This is a genomic window from Modestobacter sp. SYSU DS0290, from assembly GCF_054050955.1.
Genome location: NZ_JBJHAI010000008.1, coordinates 16,220 through 39,052, shown reverse-complemented (window position 1 = coordinate 39,052; position 22,833 = coordinate 16,220). Strand labels below are relative to the sequence as shown.

Genomic DNA, 22,833 nt, shown 5'->3' with positions numbered 1-22,833 from the left:
TCACTGCGGGACGGGGGTCAGTGACCGCCGCCCTCGCAGCACACGTGCGGGTTCTCGATCTCGAAGGGCAGGAACACCCCACCGGCGGCCCGCTGGACCAGCAGCGTCATCCGCCCGCCCGTCAGCTGCGGCCGGAGGAAGCCGTTCGGCCCGGAGTCGACGACGTCCTCCGGGCCGATGGTCGCGCCCACCGCCTGGACGTCCTCGACCGCGGTGCCGGCGACCAGCTCGGCCACCTGCACCCGCCCCCGGACGCCGTCGGCTCCCGGGAAGCGGACCACCCGCCCGGCCACCGCGGACGGCGCCTCGGCCAGCGCAGTCCGGGCCGGAGCCGCGTCGTCGTCACCTTCCTGCGCCGGCTCGACCAGGACCGGCCCGCCCAGCTCGCGGGCGAGCGCGGCCTGCGTCGCCCCCGGGTCGGCCGGCGCACCGGAGAGCCGGATCGACACCCCGGTCCGCGGGTCCGCGGCGGAGCGGTCCACGTGGGTGCAGACCAGCTCCGCCGCGGCCCCGGACCCGGTCAGGGCCCGGTCGACGGCCGCCAGCAGGTGGGCGTCCGCGGGGTCGCGCTCCGCGGACGCGCCGCCCCACCAGAGGCCGGTCATCAGACGGCGTCGACGAAGACCGGGTTGGCGTAGAACCAGAGGTCCTCCCACGGGTTCGCATCGCCGACGACGTCGATGAGCGGGTTGCCCGCGGAGTCCATCTGCTTGCCGTCGCTGCCGCGCAGGCGGACGTAGAACGAGCGGTCCACGTTCGTGAACGTGTGCTCGAAGGTCCACTGCGCCCGGCCGCGCCCCACCTCGAAGGTCTTCACCACGCTGGTCTCCGGCGCGGTGAAGACGTCCCGGTCGCCGACCGGACCGGTGACCGGGCCGCTGATCAGGTCGACCTTCGCCAGCTTCGGCACGTCGCCGTTGGCGTTCGCGCCACCGGCCACCTTGACGGTGATGGTGACGGTCACGTCGCCACCGCGGCGAACCCAGGTGCGGCCACCGAGCGTGGCGCCCTGCGCATCACCGTGGTTGGCCGAGCGGACCCGCACGTCCAGGCCCTCGATGATCCGGCCGTGCACGGCGACGATCTTGCCGGCCTGGAGGGCCTGCATGACACCGAGGTAGGAGCGGGAGTCCGCCGCCACCAGGGTGCTGCTGTACTGGCCGGGCCAGAAGTCGCCGTACTGGGTGATCGGCCGGCCGGTGTCGACCGGGTCGCCCTTGGTGCCGTGGGTGTCGAAGTCCAGCGGGCCCTGGACGCGGGTGTCGCGGAAGACCCGGTGGGAGTCGGAGGTGGCGGTGACCCACCAGGGCTTGCCCTCGGCCAGCAGCGAGTCCCACATGCCGCCGACCTTCGCGGTCATCCAGTCGAAGCCGCCCCAGGTGCGGTAGGACTCCAGCGGGTAGCCGGGGAAGCTCGCCGACCCGGGAGAGCCGTCGTAGTAGCCGCGGCCGCTGCCGGGGCCGCCCTGCGACTCCGGGATGCCGGCCGCCTGGTGTCCCGGCGCGCCCTCCATGCCGACGGCGACCTGCGGTGCCGCGTCCCGCCAGTTGCGCATCTCGTGCGGGCTGTCGATGCCCTTGCGGCTGGGGTGGTTGGCGAACATCAGCGCCATCTCCACGCGCCGGTTGCGCACCTGGTTCTCCAGGTACTTGAGCGCCTCGATCGCGTAGGGCTCCATGTCGCCGCGGACGCCGTTCGCCGAGAGCACGCTGCCGTCGTACCCGGCCTCGAAGGCCTTGAGGATGTCGACGGTCGCGTTGCCGGGCGGGAGCATCACGGTCGCGTGCTCGGCGCTCGGGATGTTCCACTCCAGGCCCTGGTAGATCATCGTGCCCGCGTACTGGCGGCGGACCCGCTCGATCTCCGGGGTGATCTTGTCGATCGAGAGCTTCTGGTGTGCGACGCCACCGTGGTCGGTGATGACCATCCAGTCCAGCCCGTACTGCCGGCCCTTGATGACCTGGGTCAGCACGTCGTACTGCGCGTCGGGCGAGTACTGGGTGTGGATGTGGTGGTCGCCGGCGAGGTAGCGCATCCCGCTCTTCCACGGGTTCGTCGTCGTGCCGCCGTCGGCGGCGCGGGCGACACCCTGGCCGACGCCGGCGACCCCGCCACCGACGGCGGCAGCGGCGCCCGCGACGGCGGCCGCGGTGGCCAGGAAGGCGCGGCGCGAGACCGACAACGGGTCGTCGGCCTCCGGGTCGGCCCAGGTGCCCTCGGCCCCGGTCACCTCGCCGTGGTGGTGGTCGTGGTCGTGGTCGTGGTGGTGGTGACCGTGTCCGTGGTCGTGACTCATCAAGTGCTCCCGCATCGTCCGTGGCGCATCCGTCGGGAGGACTCTGCGGGGCGCTCCCCACGAACGGGTGACACGGAGTGCCACATCGGGTGAACAACTCCGGACGGGCGGCCACGCCTGCCGTGGGCGGCCCGACGGGCGCCCACCCCCGGCGACCGGTCACCCGGGTGCCTAGGGTCCGTGCGTGCGCATCGCCGTCTTCACCGGCTCCCAGGCCGGTCCGCAGGGCCACCAGCGGGCCGCCGCCACCTTCGCCACCGAGCTCGCCGAGGCGGGGGTGGGGATCGTCTACGGCGGCGGGCGCGTCGGGCTGATGGGCGTGGTCGCCGACGCCGCGCTCGCCGCCGGCGGCGAGGTGGTCGGGGTGATCCCGCAGCACCTGGTCGACGACGAGCTGGCCCACCCGGGGCTGCCCCGGCTGGAGGTCGTGCACACCATGCACGAGCGCAAGGCCCTGATGGCCGACCTCGCCGACGCGTTCGTGGCGCTGCCCGGCGCCGCCGGCACCCTGGAGGAGCTGTTCGAGGCCTGGACCTGGGGGATGCTCGGCCTGCACGCCAAGCCGACGGCCTTCCTGGACGTCGACGGGTTCTGGCAGCCGCAGCTGACCCAGCTGCGGCGGATGGTCGACGACGGCTACCTGGCGGCCAACCGGCTCGACGCGCTCGGCGTGGTGCACGACGCGGCCGGCCTGCTGGCCTTCATCGAGGGCTACGCGCACCCGGCCCGCAAGTGGACGCCCACCCCGACCGCCTGAGCGCGCCGCCGGTTGACCCCGGGCCCGGCTGGGCACCCGGGTCGGCATGCGACTGAAGAACACCCTCGTGGCCCTGCTGATCGCGGGCACGACCGTGCTGACCGGCTGCGGCGGGGACAACATCGACGTCAACCGCGGCGAGACCGACTGCGACGCCGGCAGCGGCAACACGCACGACGAGAACTGCGAGACGACCGGCACCCCGGACCCGCCGATCACCTCCGAGGAGCCCTGACCTGCCCGCCCGCCCGCCCGAGCACGTCGACGTCCTGGTCGTCGGTGGCGGGCCGGCCGGCGCCGCGTGCGCCGCGGCGGCCCGCCGGGCCGCGCCGGACGCCGACGTACTGGTGGTGGACCGGGCGGACTTCCCCCGGGACAAGGTCTGCGGGGACGGGGTGGCCCCGGAGGCGCTGGACGTGCTGGCCGCCCTCGGCCTGGACGTCGCCGCGCTGACCGCCGGGTTCCCCGGCGTGCCACGGCTGCGGCTGACCGGGCCGGGCGGGGACGTCGTGGAGCGGGCCACCCGCCGTCCGTCGGTGGTGGTGCCGCGCGCGGTGCTCGACGGCCGGCTGCTGGCCCAGGTCCTGGACGGCGGGGTGCTGGACCGCGGGGTGCGGTTCGCCCGGCACACGGTGCGGTCGGTGACCGACCGCGGCGACTCCGTGGACGTCGACGGGCGCTGGACGGCCTCCGTGGTCGTCGGCGCCGACGGGGCCGAGTCCGCCGTCCGCCGGGCGGTGGGCGTGCCCCCGAACCGGGCCGACCGGCTGGCGGTGGCGATCCGCGGGTACGCCCCCGAGCCGCCCGGCCAGGCCGGCGTGCAGGTGGTGACCACCACCGACCAGCGCTGGCCGGCCTACGCCTGGTCGTTCCCCATCGGCGACGGCCGGGCCAACGTCGGGTACGGGGAACTCGTCTCCGGCGGGGTGACCCGGGCCGGGCTGGTCGCCGGGCTGCACCGGCTGCTGCCCGGGGTCGCGCCCGAGGAGCTGCGCGCCCACCGGCTCCCGCTGTCCACCGGGCACCCGCGCACCCCCGACGGCCGGGTGCTGCTGGCCGGTGACGCCCGCTCGCTGGTGAACCCGCTGACCGGCGAGGGCATCTTCTACGCGGTCCTCTCCGGTGCGCTGGCCGGTCTCGCCGCGGCGCACGGCGGACGGGCCGGCGCGGTGCACCGGGAGATGCTGGCCCGGCGGCTGGGCGGGCACCTGCGATCGGTCCGGGTCGCCTCGCAGCTGTCCCGCTGGCCACGGCTGATGGACGGCGTCGTCCGCGCCGCCGCCGAGGACCAGGCGGTCTTCGACGACGTCGTGGGCCTGGGCCTGGCCGACGGGCGGCTCACCGCCCGCACACTGGCCGCCACCGCCCGCCGGCTGCGCTGAGCAGTGATCAGGGGACCTGATCCCACCGGGGGCGGTCAGCCGGCGAGGGCGACCCGGCCGCGGCCCCCGCGCTTGGCGGCGTACAGCGCGGCGTCGGCAGCGGCGTACAGCTCCTCGAGCCCGGTGGCGTGCGCCGGGGCGTGCGCGACGCCCAGGCTCACCGACAGCGCCAGCAGCGACCCGCCGGGCAGCTGCAGCGGCGCGGACCGCACGGCGTCCAGCACCTCGGCGGCCCGGCGCACGGCGACGTCGGGCGGGCAGCCCGGCAGCAGCACCGCCAGCTCGTCCCCGCCCATCCGGCTGAGCACCGCGTCGCCGGTCCGGACCACGCGGCGCAGCACGCCGGCCACGTGCACCAGGGCGTCGTCGCCGACCGGGTGGCCGTGCTGGTCGTTGATCGCCTTGAACGAGTCGACGTCGACGAGCACCAGCGCGGTCCCCTGCGGGTGCAGCGGAGCGGCCAGCGCGCCGGTCAGCGCCTCGTCGAGCACCCGGCGGTTCACCAGCCCGGTGAGCGAGTCGACGCTCGCCTGCTGGTGCAGCGCGGCCACCAGCCGTTCCTGGACGTCCCCGGCGCGCACGAGCATCAGCGAGATGACCACCAGCACGCTGCCGAAGAAGACCAGGTCGGTCAGCGCCGGCTCCACCGGGAGCAGGACCAGCAGGACGGCGGCGTCCAGCAGCACCGCGATCGAGGTGACCACCGCGACCGCCGCCCGCCGCAGGTGCGCGGCGACCCAGAGCACCGGGAAGGAGAGGAACGCCTGCGCGGCCGCGGACGGGTCGTTGGTGATCACGTTCATGGCGCAGACCAGGACGACGCCGAGCACGCCGAGGAACACGAAGAGCCCGGTGCGGTCCAGCCAGTCGGCGGAGGCCGACCGCAGCAGCACCCCGACGGCGAGCAGCAGGGCGACGGTGCCCCAGGACGCCGTCCGGGTGGTCGCGCTGACCGAGTTGGGGCCGAAGAAGGTGAAGACCGCCATCACGACGGCGACGACGGCGATGATGGGCAGCGCGGTGCGCGCAGCGGCCCGCGGGTCGCGGGCCCTCATCGACGTCGGCAGGCGCACACCCGGTCAACGACAGCCGGGAAGATCGACTGTGTACGACCGATCCCCGGCCGACCCCAAGGAGTGAGGGATCAGGCCCGCTGGCTGAACTTCTCGGCCAGCTTCGTCCGGCCGGCCACGATGATCACGTCGTCGGGCTCCAGCACGGTGTCCGCGGTGGCGTAGGTGAAGCCCTCCCCCGGCCGCTTGACCGCCACGACCGTGACCTGGTGCCTGGTCCGCACACCGGTGTCGCCCAGCCGCTTGCCGATGGTGTCCGCCGGCGGCCGGGTCTTGACCATGGCGAAGTCGTCCTCGAACTGGATGTAGTCCAGCACCATGCCGCGGACCAGGTGCGCCACCCGCCGGCCCATGTCGTGCTCGGGGTAGATCACGTGCTGGACGCCGAGCTGACGCAGGATGCGGCCGTGCGGCTCGCTGAGCGCCTTGGCCCAGAGGTCGTCGATGCCGAAGCTGAGCAGCAGCGAGGTGGTGAGGATGCTCGCCTCGACGTCGGTGCCGATGCCCACGACCGCCAGGTCGAAGTCGGGCACGGACAGCTGGCGCAGCGCCTCCTCCTTGGTGGAGTCGGCGCGCACCACCTGGGTGAGCCGGCCGTTGAGCTCCTGGACGATGTCGGGGTCGGCGTCGATGCCCAGCACCTCGGTGCCGGCGGCCATCAGCTCCAGGGCGAGGGCGGAGCCGAACCGCCCCAGGCCGATGACGACGACGGCGTTGGACGGGGACCGCCGGCCACCGGAGCGGCGGGGGTGCAGCCAGTCAGCCAATGACGGGTCGCTCCTTCGGGAGTTCGTAGGCCTGGGTCCGCTGGCGCAGCGCCAGCGCGGAGGCGAGGGTGATCGGGCCGAGCCGGCCGATGAACATCAGCACGACCAGCAGCAGCTGGCCGGCGGACGGCAGGTCGGCGGTGATGCCGGTGGACAGGCCCACGGTGGAGAACGCCGAGACCACCTCGAAGAGCACCTGGTCGAGGGTGAAGGTGGTGACGACCAGCAGCGCGAGCACCGGCAGCACCACCGCCATCACCGAGAGCAGCACCACGGTGATCGCCTGCCGCTGCACCGAGCGGGGCAGCCGCTTGCCGAGCACGTTCACCGCACCCTCACCGCGGATCTCGGTGAGGATGATGAACACCAGCACGAAGAAGGTGGTCACCTTGATCCCGCCGGCGGTGCCCGCGGGCCCCCCGCCGATGAACATCAGCACGTCGGTGACCAGCCAGCTGGCCGGCTCCATCGCGCCTACGTCGAGGACGTTGAACCCGGCGGTGCGCGGCATGACGGCCGAGGTGAACCCGGCCAGCAGCTTGCCGGGCACCGACAGCGGGCCCAGCGTGGCCGGGTTGCGCCACTCGAGCGCGGTGAGGACGACGGTGCCGGCCACCAGCAGGACGCCGGTGCCCAGCAGCACCAGCCGGGTGTTCATCGTCCACTTCCGGGGCAGCCGCACGTCCCGGCGCAGCTGCATGAGCACCGGGAAGCCGAGGCCGCCGGCGATGACGGCTGCGTTGATCGGCAGGCAGATCCACGGGTCGGTGGCGAACGGGATCAGGTTGTCGGTGTACAGCGCGAAGCCGGCGTTGTTGAAGGCCGACACGGCGTGGAAGACGCCGTTCCACAGCGCCTCGGGCAGCGGCTGGTCGTAGCCGAGGGCGAAGCGCGCGGTGAGCGCGAGGGCGACGACGGCCTCGAACCGCAAGCTGATCGTCGCGACGCCGATCACCACCCGGCGGATGTCGCCGACGTCGACGCTCTTGGTCTCGGCGGCGGCGTTGAGGCGGGCCCGCAGCCCGAGGCGGCGGGCCAGCACCAGGCCCAGCACCGAGGCCAGGGTCATGATCCCGAACCCGCCGACCTGGATCAGCGCGAGGATCACCGCCTCGCCGAACCCGGTCCAGTAGGTGGGGGTGTCGACGACGGTCAGCCCGGTCACGCAGACCGAGGAGGTGGCGGTGAACAGCGCCTCGACGAACGTCGGGCTGCCCTCGGGGACGCTCGCGATCGGCAGCCACAGCAGCAGCGTGCCCACCGAGACGGCGAGGGCGAACGCGACGACGACGACCTGGGCCGGATGGCGCAGGTGCGGCAGCCGGCGCACCCGGGGTGGCCGCTCGCCCGCGGGACGCGCTCGTCGTGCGGAGCGGGTCCTGCTGGGCACCGGGGAACCGTAGTCCCCCCGGCTGAACGGGCCGCGGCGCGCCACGGCGCGCGCCGGCCACGGGAACGGCGACGGGCCCCCGACCGGAGTCGGAGGCCCGTCGTCGTACCGGTGCACGCGCTCGCGGCACGTGCCGATCAGCTCGGGTGGATCACCCCAGCCAGCCCCGCAGGAGCTGCCACAGCCAGCCCAGGAGCTGGCCCACGAAGCCCGAGCCGTGCCCGTGGCCCGGCTTCTGCTTCTCCGTGACCTGCACCTCGACCTCCGCAGTGGTGCCCGAGGTGGCGCCGGTCGCGGTGACCTGGACGGTGCCCAGGGCCACCGAGTTCGGCACCGTCACCCGCACCGAGGTGGCGCCCTCGGCGTCCGTGCGGACGTTGCCCAGCCGCTTCCCGCCGACGGTGACCACGACCCGCTCCTCGGGGCCGAAGCCGGTGACCGAGAAGGTCACCTTGTCGCCGCGGGCGAACGTGGACGGCGACACCGTGACGGTGGCCGGCGCCTGCGGCTCCTCGGCCTCCCCGACGGTGGCCCGGCCGGTGTAGTCCGCCGGGTCCAGCGGGGAGTTCTCCTCCAGGTACGCCCGGAAGGCGTCGAAGTCGATCAGACCGGTCTGCTCCGTGGTGCCCTCGGCGAAGGTGGTGAAGTTGTCACCGCCGGAGGCCAGGAAGCTGTTCGTCGCCACCCGGTAGGTGGCGCCGAGGTCGATCGGCTCGCCCGAGATCCGGATGCTGTCGACGATGATCCGCTCCCCGGCGGGCGCGTCCGGGTCGTAGGACCAGGTCAGCTCCCTCGAGGCGCCCAGGGCCAGGAACGGCCGCGAGCTGCCCGCGGGCTGCCACTGCTGCTCCAGCACCTCCACCAGCTGGGCCCCGGTCAGCGAGGTGACGACCAGGTCGTTGGCGAACGGGGTCACCTCGTTGGCCTCGGCCAGCGTGATCACACCGTCCTCCCCGTAGCGCAGGTCGGCCCGCAGGCCACCGGGGTTGACCAGGCCGAGGTCGGCCGGCTCGATCGCGCTGTCGGCCGCGCCGGAGACGTAGCTGTCGGCGACCAGCCCGCCGAGGGCCGAGTACGACCCGCGGTCCTCGACCTGCCCGCCGTCCGGACCGGTGGTGAAGGCCCGGGTGATGTCGCCGCTCACGGAGCCGACGACCTCGCTGCCGACCTCCTCGGCCACCGCCTGCGCGGCGGCGACCGTCTCGGCGACCTCGGCGACGCGCGGGTAGGCGGCGGTGAGCTCCGCGGCCGGCCGCTTGGTGAGCAGCAGGTTCTCCACCGTCGAGGCGGTCACCTCACCGGTGGCCTCGTCGACGGAGAGCACGATCCGGCCCAGGTCCGCGGCGTAGGAGCCGGTCTGGATGACCGGGCGGGTGCCGTCGGTGCCGGGGACCGGCGCCTGCCACGCGTACGTCTGGTGCGTGTGCCCGGTGAAGATCGCGTCCACGTCCGCGTCCACGCCGTTGACGATCGCGGCGAACGCGGTGTCCGCGGCGAGCTGGGCCTCCAGCGTGCTGGTGGCCTCGCCCTCCGGCGCGCCCTCGTGGGCGAGCAGGACGATCACGTCGGCCTCGTCACCGACCCCGTCGGTGAGCGCGTCGGCGACCCGGTTGGTGGCCTCGACCGGGTCCCCGAAGGTGATGCCCTCGATGCCGGCCGGGGAGACCAGCGAGGCCGTCTCCTCGGTGACGACGGCGATGACGCCCACCGTGAGGCCGTCGGCCTCCAGCAGGGTGTACTCCGGCAGCGCCGGCGCACCGTCGCGGTAGACGTTGGCGCCGAGGTACGGGAAGTCGGCCAGGCCGCTCTCCCCGTCGACCCCGACCCGGCCGGTCAGGTCGGTGAAGCCGCGGTCGAACTCGTGGTTGCCCACGGCCGAGGCCTGCAGCCCCATCTCGTTGAGCACCTCGAGGGTCGGCCGGTCCTGCTGGCTCGAGGAGACGAACGGCGAGGCGCCGATGTTGTCCCCGGCCGAGAGCAGCAGGGTGGCGTCGACGCCCTCGCGGGCCCGCTGCTCCTCGATGGTGCCCGCCAGGGCCACCGCGGTGCCGAGCCGGCCGTGGAAGTCGTTGATGCCCAGCAGCTGGAGGTCGACGGTGCCGTCGTCCTCACCGTCGCCGCCGCCCGTGCCCGGCTCGCCCAGGTCCAGGCCGACGACCAGCGGGTCGTGGTCGGAGGAGCGGAACGGGTCGTCGTCGTACCAGCCCTCGTAGCCGTCGTACTGGTAGCCGTAGGACTCGACGGAGTTGATGTTCCAGATGTCGACGCCGGTGACGTCGGCGGCCAGCGCCGGCGAGCCGAACGCGTGGTCGAGGGAGCCGACCCGGCCGCTGAACACGTAGCTGCTCTCACCGGAGCCGAACTCGGTCTCCAGGTTCGCGTAGCCGGCCTCGGCGAGGACGTCGAGCGGGTCCTCCATGGTGTAGCTGTTCAGGTCACCGATCAGCAGGACGTTCTCGGCCTTGGTCTCCAGCCCGTCGACGAAGGCGACCAGCCGCTGGGCCTCGGCCACGCGGGTGGCGTTGCCGTTGCCCTGGCCGTCGCCGGTGTCCGTGTCGCCCGGACGGGCCGGGGTCGGCACGGAGCCCTTGGACTTGAAGTGGTTCACCACGACGGTGAACTCCTCACCGGCCGCGCGGAAGGTCTGCGCGAGCGGCTGGCGGGCCCGGCCCACCCACTCCTCGTCGGTGTCGACCACCGACTCACCGACCAGCTCCACCGCGGCGGGCTGGTAGATGAAGGCGGTGCGGATGACGTCCTGGTCCTCGGTCGGCGGCAGCACCGCCGGCGAGGGCACGAACGCCCAGCGGTCCTCGCCGGCCGCGGCGTTCAGCGCGGCGGTGAGGGCGGCCAGGGCCTCGTCGCGGTCCTCGCCGAACTTGACCGAGTTCTCGATCTCCTCCAGCGAGACGACCTCGGCGCCCAGGGAGTTGATCGCGGCGACGATCTTCGCCTGCTGCTGGGCGAACTCCTCGGCGTTCTCCGCACCGCGGGCCTCACCCCCGAAGGTGGTGAAGTAGTTGAGCACGTTGAACGACGCCACCTGGACGTCGCCGCCGACCTCCTCGGGGGCGTCGGTGCGCGGGTTGGCATCGTCGAACGACGCCTTCCCGGTGGTCTCCGCGGTCACGACCGTGGCCGGCTGCGCGCGCCAGGCGTCGTACCGGTAGTCCAGCACGTAGGGCACCTCACCGAAGGAGGTCACCCGGTCCCCGACCCGGACGGCGTCCTCGACCGAGCCGTAGCCGGGCTCGAGACCGGCGGTGCTGAGGTTGGTGCTGCGGCCGTCGTCGAGCAGGAGGACGCGTGCGGCGTTCTCGGCCTCGTAGGCGACCGCTGCCTCGCCGGGCTCCACCACGTCGGTGGCCGTGCGCAGCGGCTCGGTGCCGGCGGCCAGCATGATCTCGCCGTAGCGGTTGAGGTTGTAGACCTCGGTGACCGTGTAGTCGCCGGTGGGCGCGAAGCGCATGCCCTCCAGCGCCTCGCGGGCAGCGGCGTCGGTCTGCGCCCAGTCGATGCTGACCGGGGCGGGCAGCGCGGCGTCCTCGGCGCAGAGCGCGACGCCGGTCGCCTCGACCTGGGTCAGGCCGTTGTACTCGGCGACCTCACCGGTGACCTGGACGGCGTCGCCGATCTCCAGGCCCGCGGTGGAACCGAACACGTTGACCGCGGCGGAGGCCGCGCCCGGGGTCGCCGTCGGGTCCTGCACGTAGAGGCTGCCGAAGCCGTCGGGGCTGCTCGTCACGACGCCGGCGACGGTGACGGTGTCGCCCACGAGCGGGCTCTCCTCGCCGGTGCCCTGCACGTCGGTGATGGCGGTGAGGCCGTCGGTGGCGCAGTCGACCGGTTCGGGCTCGGGCTCGGGCTCCGGCTCGACGACCTCGTTGACCGCGCCGAAGGTGTTGGTGTCGGTGACCACCCAGGCGCCGTCGATCAGCTGGATCGACCCCTCGGCCGGACCGCTGCCGGTCTCGGCGACCCCGACGTCGGTGGACTCGCCCTCCGTGTCGCCGAAGGTGGCGGAGAAGGTGCCCTCGTAGGAGAGGAACTGGACGACCGCGCCGTCCGGGCCGATCAGCGCGAGCCCGTCCGGGCTGCCGTTCTGCAGGCCGGGGAAGTCCACGACCACGATGCCGGACTCGCCGACGACGCCGGACAGCGCCTTGGGCGAGTAGGTGGCGCCGCCGTTCCCGTTGACGCCGACCAGGGTCCAGCCGGTGAGGTCGGTGCCCGGTGCGGCGGTGACCTCGACGCGCTCGTTGGCGTCGGATCCGCCGTTGTCGTAGTGGAACTCGCTGATGAAGGGGCTGCCGGCGGGCGGCTCGATCGCCAGCGCGGGAGACGCGCCGAGCAGAGCACCCCCCACGGCGACGGCGGTGACGGCAGCAACTCTGCGCACTGCCGCCCGGTGGTTCACGGGCACGAAGGCCTCCGGTCGGTACGGGTCGGAAGGACGCGGAGACTCTCACTCCCTCGGGTGAACACCGCGTGTCCACCACGGGACGACCAGTGATCGTTCTGGACAGGTCCGTCACTGTCCGGCCGCCTGAGCTGGCGATAGGCCCGACACCTGGGACAGCTGTGATCTACGGCACGTGATCCACCGTCGCCGACTGCGCACCGGGCCGTGAGCTGAGCGGAGGGCGTGGGATTCGAACCCACGAAGAGGGGTTACCTCTTAGCGGTTTTCAAGACCGCCGCCATCGGCCACTAGGCGAGCCCTCCTGGCGCCGTCGAGGCTAGCGCCCCGCCCGGGGCGACCGGGATCCCGCCTGCACCGGCCCGGTGTTGCAGACGTCACACTCCTGCTTTACGGTCCGTTCGCGTCCGTTACAGCGAGGCAGGAGACCACCACCATGCGCAAGCTGTCCGCCGCCCTGCCCCTGGGCTCCCTGCTCCTCGCCGGTGCGGTCGTCCTGGGTCCGCCCACCCCGGCTGGCAGCACTCCCGCCGCCCCGGCCGCCGTCACCGATGTGGCCGCCTCCGGGGTGCAGCCCCTGCGCGGTGACCACGCACAGCAGTGGGTGACCACCTGGACGGCGATGCCGCAGCTGGTGGAGCCGCACAACATGCCGCCGGCGCCGTTCACCCAGCCCGGCCTGGTGCTCGCCGACACCACGCTCCGCCAGACGATCCACACCACGATCGGCGGGGACCAGCTGCGGCTGCGGGTCAGCAACGCCTTCGGCGGGGCGCCGCTGCCGATCACCAAGGCGGTGGTGGCCCTGCCGGCCGGCGGCCAGGCCGGGGCCAGCGCCGTCCAGCCCGGCACGTCGCGGCAGCTCACCTTCGGCGGGCAGGCCTCCACCGTCGTCCCGACCGGCGCCCTGATGGTCTCCGACCCGCTGGCCGCCGACGTGCCGGCCGAGGCGGACCTGACGGTCACCCTGTACCTGGCTGCCGGCCAGGCCTCCGACCAGCTCACCGGCCACCCCGGCTCGCGCACCACCTCCTGGCTGGTCCACGGTGACCACGCCGAGGACGTCGAGCTGGCCGGGGCGACGGCGATCGACCGCTGGTACCTGATCAGCGGGTTGGAGGTGACCGCGGGGAAGCGGACCCGCGCGGTCGCCGTCCTCGGCGACTCGCTCAGCGACGGCCGCGGCTCCACCACGAACGGCAACGACCGCTGGCCCGACCTGCTGGCCGCACGGCTCGCCGAGAAGCCCGCCACCCGCGACGTCGCCGTCGTCAACCAGGCCGCCGGGGGCAACCGGGTGCTGCAGGACGGCCTCGGCCCGAACGCGCTGGCCCGCCTGGACCGCGACGTGCTGGCCCAGAGCGGGGTCGAGCACCTCGTCGTCTTCGAGGGCGTCAACGACATCGGCACCGCAGCGGCCACCCCGGAGGCCCAGTCCGCGGTCGCCGCCGAGCTCATCCGCGCCTACCAGCAGATCGTCGTCCGGGCACACGCGCAGGGGATCGCCGTGCACGGCGCGACGCTGCTGCCCTTCGGCGGCAACGAGGGCTACGACGACCCCGCCGGGCACCGTGAGGCCGCCCGCCGGACGGTCAACGAGTGGATCCGCAGCAGCGGCACGTTCGACACCGTGCTGGACTTCGATCGGGTGACGCGCGACCCGTCGGCCCCGCAGCGCCTGCTCCCGGCCTACGATGAGGGCGATCACCTCCACCTCAACCCGGCCGGGTACGCGGCGCTCGCCGCCGCCGTGCCCACCCAGCTGTTCCGCTAGCAGTCGCGGGAGCGCGGGGCCGGGAGGGAGGGCCCGGCCCCGCGCCGGGCATGTCCGGGGGGCGCGCGTTGTTGTCCAGGCTGAGGTCCGTGGCACCGCGTCGACCTCCCCCTGGTTCCCGTCCCCCACCGAAGGACACCCCCTGTCTGCAACCGCTCCCGAGCAGTCCGCCCCCCGCCGCCGCGACCGCTCCTCCGCCCGTGAGGCCGTCGCGCGCGAGGCCGACCGCAAGGCCGCCCGCGACGAGAAGACCGCCCAGCAGATCTGGGTGGACGGCGCCGCGCCCGAGCTGCCCAGCCGCACCGTCCGCCCCGAGTCGGTCGTGTTCCACCTGGGCCCCACCAACTCGGGCAAGACCTACGAGTCGCTGCAGGCGCTGGCCGCCACCGGCTCCGGCGTCTACGCCGCCCCGCTGCGCCAGCTCGCGCACGAGGCCTACGCCAAGCTCTCCGCCCAGCTGCCCGCGGGCACCGTCGGGCTCTCCACCGGCGAGGAGGAGATCGACCCCTTCGCGCCGATCGTCTGCTGCACGGTGGAGAAGGCCCCGATGCGCGGCGAGCTGCTGGTGCTCGACGAGTCGCACTGGGTCGCCGACCCCGACCGCGGCCACCACTGGGCCCGGCTCCTGCTGACCGGCGAGTTCCGCGAGATGCACCTGATCTCCGCCGCCGAGGCCTACCTGCTGCTCAAGCCGCTGGTCGCCGACGCTCAGTCGATCGAGGTGGTCAACCACAAGCGGCTGTCCCGGCTCGACGTGCTGCACGCCCCGGTCAAGCCGGCCACCGTGCGCCCGCAGACGCTGGTCGTCGCCTTCTCCCGCAAGACCGTCTACGCCGTCGCCGCCGAGCTCGACCAGCACCGGCCGGGCAAGGTCGGCGTCCTCTACGGCGCGCTGCCCCCGGCCACCCGCCGCGAGGTGATCGAGAAGTTCACCGACGGTGACTTCGACGTGCTGGTCACCACCGACGTCATCGGCCACGGCATCAACGTGCCGGCGACCACCGTGCTGTTCGCCGAGACCAGCAAGTTCGACGGCGTCGAGGTGCGCCCGCTGCGCAGCTGGGAGGCCGCGCAGATCGCCGGCCGCGCCGGCCGCTACGGCCTCACCGGGCACGGCAGCGTCGGCGTCCTCACCGGCGTCGCCGGGCTCAAGCCGGTGCCCGCGCTGGTCGCCAAGGGCGCCGCCGTGGCCCGCGGCGACGAGATGAGCGACCTGCCCAAGCGGGCTCCCCGACTGCGGCCGGAGCTGGCCGACCTCGGCGCGTTCGAGGCCGTCGACCTGCCCGAGGCGCTCACCCGCTGGATGGCCTGGGCCCGCCGCGCCACCCGGGACACCGGGATGACCGCCGACGACGTCACCCCGCTGATCGTGCGGGTGCACGCCCTGCTGCCGCTGCTGCGCGGCCCGCTGGGCGCCGCCGGCGACCTGGAGACCGTGTGGCGGCTGGTCAACCTGGCCATCGACTACAACCCACCCCGGCGGATCCGCTGGCTGACCCTGGCCCGCGCCGCGCTGCGGCACGCCGTCGGGCTGCCGGTGGCCGCCGAGACGGTGCTGCCCGACGTCCCGCGCGGCGGGTCGGTCGAGGACTTCGAGCAGGCCGCCGCGGCCGCCCGCGACGCGCAGACGCTGCTGCGCCAGTTCCCCGACGTGGCGGGGCTGAGCAGCGAGGACGCCGCCTGGGTCGAGGAGGAATGCGCGGAGAGCATCAGCGAGCTGCTGCCCGACGCCATCTCCATCGGCCGCTCGGGCAAGTGCGCGGAGTGCGGCACGGCGATCGCCCCGTGGTTCAGCACCTGCCGGCCGTGCAGCTCCCGGCCCGCCGGTCGCGGGCGCGACGGCGGGCGGCCCCGGGACGGCGACCGCCGTCCCGGCTCGCGCTCGGGCTCCCGGCAGGGCCGCCGGCCGAGCCGCAGCGGCCGCGGCTGACCGGTCCCGGCGCTCGGGTGGGACGCCCGCTCAGCCGCCGTCGCGGCTGACGCGGGCCCCCACCACGACGTCGGAGAGCGCACCGGCGGGCCGGCAGAGGAGCATCCCCCGACGAGGGTGAGGACCGTCGCCCGCGAGCCGGGACGACGCCGTCACACCGGGGCTCAGCCGCCCGACGTGCCGCCGACGCTGTCCGCGCCGGGGTCGACGGTCACGTCGGTGAACGGCAGCCGCGGCTCCACCCAGGGGAAGACGACGAACAGCAGCAGCGCCACGACGCCCAGGGCGAGCACCAGGGCGCACGCCGCCCGGCTCGCGGTGCCGCCGGGGAGATGACGCCAGATCCAGCCGTACACGGGTCCTCCTCAGCCGCCGGCCAGCGCCGGCGGCCCGTCCGGGGCCTCGGCCTTGCTGATCGGCGCACCGTCGAGGACGGCGTGCACGATCAGCCGCTGGCGGGCGGAGTACTTCGGGTGGCAGGTGGTGAGGGTCAGGTAGGCCCCCGACGGCGGGGCGCCGGGGGCGCCGGGGGTCGGCGCGATGACCGACACCTCCTCCGGGGTGACGATCTGTTGCCCCGGGATGCCGGGGCCGCCGTCGGCGGGGTCGCCCAGCACGCGGTAGACGTACCAGCTGCCCGCGGTCTCGACCACGATCGGGTCGCCGGGCTGCAGCTGGTCCAGGTCGAGGAACGGGGACCCGCGGCCCACCCGGTGGCCGGCCACCGCGAAGTTGCCCTGCTGTCCGGGCATCGCCGTCCCGGCGTAGTGGCCCGGCCCCTGGGAGAGCTCGTCCTCCGTCGTCCCCTGCAGCACCACGCGGGCCCAGTCCGCACCGAGCCGGGGCACGTGCAGCACCCCCAGGGGCTCGCCGACCGGCGGCTCGACGAGCTGCTCGGGGGCGGCCGGCTGCGCGTCCCAGGTCTCGTGCAGCTCCTGGGAGAGCTGGTCCTGGCGGCGGTCGGCGAGCAGGTCGGTCACGTAGACCTCGTAGACGACGAAGAGCAGGACCACCACCCCGGCCGTGACCAGCAGCTCGCCCACACCACGGGCCAGCGCCTGCCCGAACGAGCCCCGGCGCGGTGCCGGTTCCTGGTCGACCGGCTCGTCGTCCCACTCCCACCCGGGGCCCTCGTCGTCCTCGTCCCACGTCCACGCGGGCGCCGGCGCGGCCGGGAGGCCGGCGCCGCGCGGGTCCGCAGCGAAGGCGCCCTGCCCGGGCCCGGCAGCGGGGAGCAGGTCCGGGACGCGCTCCCAGCGCTGGGTGTTGCCCAGGTCCTCGTCCGAGGACCGCTGCGGGTCGACCATGCGCTCCCCCGGCTCGTACCACCGACGGCCACGTGCCGCCGTCGCGGACGTTAGGCGAGCCCGGGCCGCGCACCGCGGTGGCTGCCCGGCGCGTCGTGCCCGGTGACCTCAGGACTGCGCAGCTGCCCCGTGCTCCTCGGCCACCGGGGTGCCGACCACCCCGTGCAGGTGGCAGGCGGCGAGCTGGTCGGGCACGCCGGCCGGCTGCAGCGCCGGGTCGACGTCGTCGCAGGGCTCGAAGACGTACGGGCAGCGGGTACGGAACCGGCAGCCGCTGGGCACCGCCGCCGGTGACGGGACGTCGCCGCGCAGCACGATCCGTTCCCGGGTGCGCTCCACCGACGGGTGCGGCACGGGGACGGCGGACAGCAACGCCTGGGTGTACGGCATCTGCGGCTCGCTGCCCACCGCCGCGGCCGGCCCGACCTCCACGATCCGCCCCAGGTACATGACCGCGATCCGGTCCGAGACGTGCCGGACGGCGGACAGGTCGTGCGAGATGAACAGCAAGGTCAGCCCCAGCCGGCGCTGCAGCCCGCGCAGCAGGTTGAGCACCTGCGCCTGCACGCTCACGTCGAGGGAGGCGATCGCCTCGTCGCAGACCAGGAAGTCCGGCTCCCCGGCCAGCGCCCGGGCGATCCCGACCCGCTGCCGCTGACCGCCGGAGAACTCGTGCGGGTACCGCCCGGCCACCGCCGGGTCCAGCCCGACCAGCTCCAGCAGCTCCCCCACCCGGGCGGCGCGCTCCCGCCGTCCCGGGTGCAGGCCGTGCACCTCCAGCGGCTCGGCCACCGTCTGCGCCACGGTGCGCCGCGGGTCGAGCGAGGCGAACGGGTCCTGGAAGACCATCCCGGCCCGCCGCCGCATCCGGCGCAGGTCGCCGGCCGACAGCGTCGTGACGTCGGTGGCGTCGAAGGTCACCGTGCCACCGGTCGGCTCGACGAGCCGCAGCAGCGCGTTGCCCAGCGTCGACTTCCCGCAGCCGGACTCCCCCACCAGGCCGAGCGTCTCGCCGCGGCGGATCTCCAGGTCCACGCCGTCGACCGCCCGGACCGCACCGGTGGTGCGGCGGAGCACCCCGGAACGGATCGGGAAGTGCACCTCGAGGCCGCGGGCGGAGACCAGCACGTCGTCCTCGCTCATCGGCTCTCCCCTTCGGTGCACCAGGTGGCCGCCCGGTGCGGCAACTCCCCGCCGGAACGGCCGTTCCGGCGGTGGGGGACGACGGCGAGCGGGGGCTGCTCGGTCTCGCAGCGCGGGTCGGCGCGCACCGGGCAGCGGGGCCAGAACACGCAGCCGGCCGGCAGGTCGGTGGGCGCCGGCGGGGTGCCGGGGACCGTGGCCAGGTCGGGCACCGTGCCGTCGGCGCGTGGCTCGGCCAGGTCGGGCAGCGCGCCCAGCAGGCCCCGCGTGTAGGGGTGCGCGGGGTGCTCGAGCACGTCGTCGACCGTGCCGTCCTCCACGCACCGCCCGCCGTACATGACCAGCACCCGGTCGGCGATGCCGGCGACCACGCCCAGGTCGTGGGTGATCCAGACGACGCCGGTGCCGTGCTCGCGCTGCAGCCGCCCGATGAGCTCGATGATCTGCGCCTGCACCGTGACGTCGAGGGCGGTGGTGGCCTCGTCGGCGATCAGCAACGCCGGGGAGCTGCTCAGCGCGATCGCGATCATCACCCGCTGGCGCATGCCGCCGGAGAGCTCGTGGGGATAGCGGTCCAGCGCCTTCGCCGGATCGGGCAGCCCCACCTCCGCCAGCAGCTCGGCGGCGCGCGTGCGGGCGGCGCCCTTGCCGACGTCGTCGTGCGCGCGGATGCCCTCGACGAGCTGGCGCCCGACGGTGAGCACCGGGTTGAGCGAGGTCATCGGGTCCTGGAAGACCATCCCGATCCCCGGCCCGCGCACCTGGCGCAGCCGGTCCGGGCGCATGGTCAGCAGGTCCTCGCCGTCCAGCCTCGCCGCGCCGCTGACCGTGGCGACCCCGTCGGGGAGCAGCCCCATCAGCGCGAGCACCGAGACGCTCTTGCCGCTGCCCGACTCCCCCACCACCGCGACCGTCTCGCCCCGGGCGACGCGGTAGCTCAGCCCGTTGACCACGTCGGCCGGGCCGCGCGGGGTGCGCAGCCGCACCCGCAGGTCCTCGACCTCCAGCACCGGCTGCCCGCTCACTGGCGACCTCCGCTCATCGCCGTCCGCTGCCGCGGGTCCAGGACGTCGCGCAGCCCGTCGCCGAGCAGGTTGAACGACAGCACCAGCAGGAAGATGGCCAGCCCCGGGAAGACCGCGATCCACCAGGCCAGCTCGATGTAGCCGCGCCCCTCCGACAGCATCAGCCCCCACGACGGGTCCGGCGGCTGGGTGCCCAGGCCGAGGAAGGACAGCGCCGCCTCCGACAGCACCGCGAACGCCAGGCTGACCGAGGTCTGCACGATGATCGGCGGGGCGGCGTTGGGCAGCACGTGGCGGAACAGCAGCCGCAGGTCCGAGGAGCCCACCGACCGGGACGCCCGGACGTAGACCTCCTCCCGCACGCTGAGCACGCTGGAACGGGTGACCCGCGCGAAGATCGGGATGTAGACGATGCCGATCGCGATGGTCGTGTTGGTCAGGCCCGGACCGAGGATGGCGACGATCGAGATCGCCAGCAGCACCGCCGGGAAGGCGAACAGCATGTCCATGAACCGCATCAGGGCGTCGTCGACCCACTTGCCGTAGAAGCCGGCGAGCAGCCCGATCAACGTGCCGACGACCAGCGAGATGCTGACCGCGACCAGCCCCACCCGCAGCGAGACCGAGGCGCCCAGGACCACCCGGGAGAGGACGTCGCGGCCGAGGTCGTCGGTGCCGAACGGGTGCTCCAGGCTGGGCGACTGCAGCCGGTCGGCCACGGAGATCTCGTTGGCGGTCTGCGGGGCCAGCAGGTCGTCGAAGAGGGCGACGACGATCATCAGCAGGATCCACCCGGCGGCGACGGCCGCCGTCGGGTTGCGCAGCAGCAGCCCCAGCGTCTCCCGCCAGCGCGGTCGCTCCGGTCGCAGCGTGGCGGTCGGCTGGTCGGTCGACTGCCCGGCGGTCGGCGTCCCGACGGTGGCGGACCCGTACGGACCGCCGTCCGGCGGCTCGGCGGCCGGGCTCGGGCCCGGGTCGGCAGGAGTGGTCATCGGCGCGCGATCCTCGGGTCCAGCCGGCTGTACAGCAGGTCGACCACCAGGTTGACCAGCAGGAACACCAGCGCGAACAGCAGCACGGCGCCCTGCAGCACCGGGTAGTCACGGGCCTGCACCGCCTGCAGGGCCAGCTGCCCCAGCCCCGGCCAGGAGAAGACGATCTCCACCACGACCACGCCGGAGAGGAGGTAGGCCAGCTGCACGCCGGTGACGGTGACCAGCGGCAGCAGCGCGTTGCGCAGCACGTGCCAGCTCAGCACCTGCCGGCCCCGCAGCCCCTTGGCCCGCGCCGTCCGCACGTGGTCCTGCCCCAGCGCCTCCAGCACGCTGGACCGGACGAAGCGGGTGATCACCGAACCGGAGACCACGCCGGTGACGACCGCCGGCATGATCAGCCGCTGGAACCAGCCCCACGGGTCCTCGGTCAGCGGCACGTACCCGCCCGAGGGCAGCCAGCCCAGCGTCCCGGCGAAGACCAGGATCAGCACGATGCCCATCCAGAAGTCCGGCACCGAGATGCCGATCTGGCTGAGCACCGTCGCCCCCCGGTCGACCAGCGACCGGGGGCGCAGCGCGGAGACCGTGCCCAGCGGGACGGCGATGAGCAGCGCCACGACGATCGCCGCGAACGCCAGGGTCAGCGTCGCCGGCAGCCGCTCGAGGATCTGCGCCGTCACCGGCTCGCCGCTGCGGAAGCTGACCCCGAGGTCACCGGTGAGCGCCCGGCCCGCCCAGCTGAAGTACTGCTGCAGCAGCGGCTGGTCCAGCCCGGACCGCTGCTGCAGCGCGTCGTAGCTCTCCTGGGAGAACCGGGTGCCCAGCGCCAGGCGCACCGGGTCGCCGGGGACGAGGTGGACCAGGGCGAACACGATGATGCTCACCCCGACCAGCACGACCAGCGACTGACCGGTGCGCCGGAGCAGGTAGCCGGTCAGGGCAGCTCCACGTCCTCGAAGTTGATCGCCTTGTCCGGGCGGATCGTGTAGCCGGACAGCCCCGGCGCCCACGCCTGCACGACGTCGGGGTTGTAGAGGTACACGTACGAGGCGTCGTCCACGATCAGCTGGGCTGCCTGGTCGTAGAGGTCCTTGCGGGCGTCCTGGTCGGTCTCGCTGGCGGCCTCGGTCAGCAGCCGGTCGACCTCCGGGTTGCTGTAGCCCTGGTAGTTGCTGGAGCCGCCGGTGATGTGCTGGGCGTGGTAGTAGTCGAACGGGTCGATGTTGCCCAGCCAGCCCAGCAGGAAGGCGTCGAAGTCACCCTGGGACTGGCGGTCCAGCCAGGTGGCGAAGTCCACGGTCTGCACGTCCACGTTGATCCCGACCGGCTGCAGCTGGCTGGCGATCACCTGCGCGGCGGTCACCGTCTCCGGGAACTCGTCGGTGACCATCAGCCCCATCGTGATCGGCGTCTGCACGCCGGCCTGCTGGAGCAGCTGCTCGGCGGCCGCCGGGTCGGCGTCGTAGGGCGCGTAGTCGGAGTGGAAGAAGCTGTCCTCCGGGATCGCCGTCTGGTTCGGCTGGGCCGCGCCGAACCGGGCCGCCTCGGTGACCGCGTCGCGGTCGACGGCGGTCGCGATCGCCTGGCGCACCTGCGGGTTGCCGAACGGCTCCCGGGCGTAGTTCATCGACATGTACCAGTAGTCGACGCTGGGGGTGGTGGCCAGCTCGACCTCGTCGTTGCCCTGCAGCGACTCGATCTGCTGCGGCGGGACGTTGTCGGTCCACTGGACCTCGCCGTTCTCCAGCGCGGTCAGCGCAGCGGCGGGCTCGGTGACGTAGCGGAACTCGACGCCGTCGATGCTCGGCGCGCCACCCCAGTAGTCGGAGTAGGCGGCGAGCTCGGTGCTGCCCGCGTCGGAGCTCTCCAGGGTGAACGGCCCGGTGCCCACCGCCTCGGTGGTGAGGTCGTACTGCTCGGCCGCGCCCTCGGGCAGGATCGCCATGCCCTTGAAGCCGCCGATCAGCGCGGGCAGGTTCGGCGTCGGCTGGCTGACCGTGATCACCACGGTCTGCGGGCCGTCGGCCTCCACCGACTCGACGGTGGCGAACCGGTAGGCGTTGTTCAGCTCCTCGTCGATGATCCGGTTGTAGGAGTAGACGACGTCGGCGGAGTCGAAGGTGCTGCCGTCGTGGAAGGTGACGTCGTCCCGCAGCGTGAACGTCCAGGTGAGGCCGTCCTCGCTGGTCTCCCACTCGGTGGCGAGGCTGGGCTCCATCGTGAGGTCCTCGGGGTTGGGGACCACGAGGGTGTCGTAGACGTTCTCCAGCACCTGGAAGCTCGGGTAGGCGCTGGTCACGTGCGGGTCGAACTGGTCGGGCTGGGCGCTCACGGCGGCGACGAGGACGTTGTCGCCGCTGGCACCGCCACCGCCGTTGCCGGTGTCGACGCTCTCGCCGCCGGAGCAGGCGCTCAGCGTGAGCGCGCCGGCGGTGGCGAGGAACAGGAGTCGTGGGGCGCGCACGGGCTTGCCTCCGGAGGTCGACGACAGAGATGCACTCTCGACCCTCACCCCGCCCCCGGGGTGGTTGCAGGGCGGAACGGGTGATCGTTGCCGTCTCGTGATCTTGCCCC

18 protein-coding genes and 1 tRNA gene are annotated in these 22,833 nt (G+C 73.9%); 5 read left to right on the top strand and 14 right to left on the bottom strand.

All coding sequences use genetic code 11. From position 1 onward, the window contains the following. Nucleotides 1-17: 17 nt before the first annotated feature. Together ACI795_RS09195 and ACI795_RS09190 are read right to left on the bottom strand one after the other, a co-directional pair. The gene (locus ACI795_RS09195; RefSeq protein WP_457075188.1) at nt 18-605 is read right to left on the bottom strand and encodes a hypothetical protein; all 588 of its coding nucleotides are present in this window, start codon (nt 603-605) and stop codon (nt 18-20) included. Continuing rightward, nucleotides 605-2,296 carry a hypothetical protein gene (locus ACI795_RS09190; RefSeq protein ID WP_457075187.1) on the bottom strand — a complete coding sequence of 564 codons (1,692 nt, stop codon included), beginning with the start codon at nt 2,294-2,296 and terminating at the stop codon, nt 605-607. Before ACI795_RS09190 ends, ACI795_RS09195 begins: the two co-directional genes overlap by 1 nt. A 184-nt stretch (nt 2,297-2,480) precedes the next feature. On the opposite strand from ACI795_RS09190, the gene ACI795_RS09185 reads away from it, so the two are divergent. The 3 genes from ACI795_RS09185 to ACI795_RS09175 are packed head-to-tail and all read left to right on the top strand — an operon-like array spanning nt 2,481 to nt 4,435. Then, a complete protein-coding gene (locus tag ACI795_RS09185; protein WP_457075186.1) occupies nt 2,481-3,053 on the top strand; it encodes an LOG family protein in 573 nt (190 codons plus the stop codon). A 46-nt stretch (nt 3,054-3,099) separates the two neighbouring features. Next, the gene (locus ACI795_RS09180; protein ID WP_457075185.1) at nt 3,100-3,288 is read left to right on the top strand and encodes a hypothetical protein; all 189 of its coding nucleotides are present in this window, start codon (nt 3,100-3,102) and stop codon (nt 3,286-3,288) included. A 1-nt stretch (nt 3,289) separates the two neighbouring features. Continuing rightward, nucleotides 3,290-4,435 carry an NAD(P)/FAD-dependent oxidoreductase gene (locus ACI795_RS09175; protein ID WP_457075291.1) on the top strand — a complete coding sequence of 382 codons (1,146 nt, stop codon included), beginning with the start codon at nt 3,290-3,292 and terminating at the stop codon, nt 4,433-4,435. A 35-nt stretch (nt 4,436-4,470) separates the two neighbouring features. Here ACI795_RS09175 and ACI795_RS09170 read toward each other — a convergent pair whose 3' ends face one another. From ACI795_RS09170 to ACI795_RS09150, 5 genes are all read right to left on the bottom strand, one after another. Beyond that, complete coding sequence (locus ACI795_RS09170; protein ID WP_457075184.1) at nt 4,471-5,490, bottom strand: GGDEF domain-containing protein; 1,020 nt, start codon at nt 5,488-5,490, stop codon at nt 4,471-4,473. Between the two features lie 89 nt (nt 5,491-5,579). Further along, nucleotides 5,580-6,275 (bottom strand): potassium channel family protein, encoded by a 696-nt coding sequence (locus ACI795_RS09165; protein ID WP_457075183.1) that lies wholly within the window; start codon nt 6,273-6,275, stop codon nt 5,580-5,582. Next, nucleotides 6,268-7,665, bottom strand: coding sequence for a TrkH family potassium uptake protein (locus ACI795_RS09160; protein WP_457075182.1), 1,398 nt, complete (start codon nt 7,663-7,665; stop codon nt 6,268-6,270). The genes ACI795_RS09165 and ACI795_RS09160 overlap by 8 nt, the downstream gene beginning before the upstream one ends. Before the next feature lie 151 nt (nt 7,666-7,816). After that, a complete protein-coding gene (locus tag ACI795_RS09155) occupies nt 7,817-12,064 on the bottom strand; it encodes an ExeM/NucH family extracellular endonuclease (RefSeq protein ID WP_457075181.1) in 4,248 nt (1,415 codons plus the stop codon). A gap of 238 nt (nt 12,065-12,302) precedes the next feature. Further along, nucleotides 12,303-12,390, bottom strand: a tRNA-Ser gene (locus tag ACI795_RS09150). A gap of 131 nt (nt 12,391-12,521) precedes the next feature. Here ACI795_RS09150 and ACI795_RS09145 point away from each other — a divergent pair. Beyond that, complete coding sequence (locus ACI795_RS09145) at nt 12,522-13,859, top strand: SGNH/GDSL hydrolase family protein (RefSeq protein ID WP_457075180.1); 1,338 nt, start codon at nt 12,522-12,524, stop codon at nt 13,857-13,859. A 268-nt stretch (nt 13,860-14,127) separates the two neighbouring features. After that, a complete protein-coding gene (locus ACI795_RS09140) occupies nt 14,128-15,789 on the top strand; it encodes a helicase-related protein (RefSeq protein WP_457075179.1) in 1,662 nt (553 codons plus the stop codon). A gap of 164 nt (nt 15,790-15,953) precedes the next feature. Here the strand turns inward: ACI795_RS09140 and ACI795_RS09135 are convergent, their stop codons facing one another. From ACI795_RS09135 to ACI795_RS09105, 7 genes are all read right to left on the bottom strand, one after another. Further along, nucleotides 15,954-16,145 (bottom strand): hypothetical protein, encoded by a 192-nt coding sequence (locus tag ACI795_RS09135; protein WP_457075178.1) that lies wholly within the window; start codon nt 16,143-16,145, stop codon nt 15,954-15,956. Between the two features lie 9 nt (nt 16,146-16,154). Then, complete coding sequence (locus tag ACI795_RS09130; RefSeq protein WP_457075177.1) at nt 16,155-17,096, bottom strand: class E sortase; 942 nt, start codon at nt 17,094-17,096, stop codon at nt 16,155-16,157. A gap of 108 nt (nt 17,097-17,204) precedes the next feature. Beyond that, nucleotides 17,205-18,239: an ABC transporter ATP-binding protein gene (locus tag ACI795_RS09125; protein WP_457075176.1), complete on the bottom strand. Its 1,035-nt coding sequence runs from the start codon at nt 18,237-18,239 to the stop codon at nt 17,205-17,207. Then, nucleotides 18,236-19,264: an ABC transporter ATP-binding protein gene (locus ACI795_RS09120; protein ID WP_457075175.1), complete on the bottom strand. Its 1,029-nt coding sequence runs from the start codon at nt 19,262-19,264 to the stop codon at nt 18,236-18,238. Before ACI795_RS09120 ends, ACI795_RS09125 begins: the two co-directional genes overlap by 4 nt. Continuing rightward, on the bottom strand, nt 19,261-20,256 hold the full coding sequence (locus ACI795_RS09115; protein WP_457075174.1) for an ABC transporter permease: 996 nt from the start codon (nt 20,254-20,256) through the stop codon (nt 19,261-19,263). Before ACI795_RS09115 ends, ACI795_RS09120 begins: the two co-directional genes overlap by 4 nt. Beyond that, on the bottom strand, nt 20,253-21,185 hold the full coding sequence (locus ACI795_RS09110; protein ID WP_457075290.1) for an ABC transporter permease: 933 nt from the start codon (nt 21,183-21,185) through the stop codon (nt 20,253-20,255). Before ACI795_RS09110 ends, ACI795_RS09115 begins: the two co-directional genes overlap by 4 nt. Before the next feature lie 8 nt (nt 21,186-21,193). Beyond that, complete coding sequence (locus ACI795_RS09105; protein WP_457075173.1) at nt 21,194-22,723, bottom strand: ABC transporter substrate-binding protein; 1,530 nt, start codon at nt 22,721-22,723, stop codon at nt 21,194-21,196. Between the last annotated feature and the right edge of the window lie 110 nt (nt 22,724-22,833).

Coding starts and splice junctions, on each gene's coding strand:
- ACI795_RS09195 (WP_457075188.1), bottom strand. CDS start 605: ATGACCGGCCTCTGGTGGGGCGGCGCGTCCGCGGAGCGCGACCCCGCG.
- ACI795_RS09190 (WP_457075187.1), bottom strand. CDS start 2,296: ATGAGTCACGACCACGGACACGGTCACCACCACCACGACCACGACCAC.
- ACI795_RS09180 (WP_457075185.1), top strand. CDS start 3,100: ATGCGACTGAAGAACACCCTCGTGGCCCTGCTGATCGCGGGCACGACC.
- ACI795_RS09170 (WP_457075184.1), bottom strand. CDS start 5,490: ATGAGGGCCCGCGACCCGCGGGCCGCTGCGCGCACCGCGCTGCCCATC.
- ACI795_RS09145 (WP_457075180.1), top strand. CDS start 12,522: ATGCGCAAGCTGTCCGCCGCCCTGCCCCTGGGCTCCCTGCTCCTCGCC.
- ACI795_RS09130 (WP_457075177.1), bottom strand. CDS start 17,096: ATGGTCGACCCGCAGCGGTCCTCGGACGAGGACCTGGGCAACACCCAG.
- ACI795_RS09125 (WP_457075176.1), bottom strand. CDS start 18,239: ATGAGCGAGGACGACGTGCTGGTCTCCGCCCGCGGCCTCGAGGTGCAC.
- ACI795_RS09115 (WP_457075174.1), bottom strand. CDS start 20,256: ATGACCACTCCTGCCGACCCGGGCCCGAGCCCGGCCGCCGAGCCGCCG.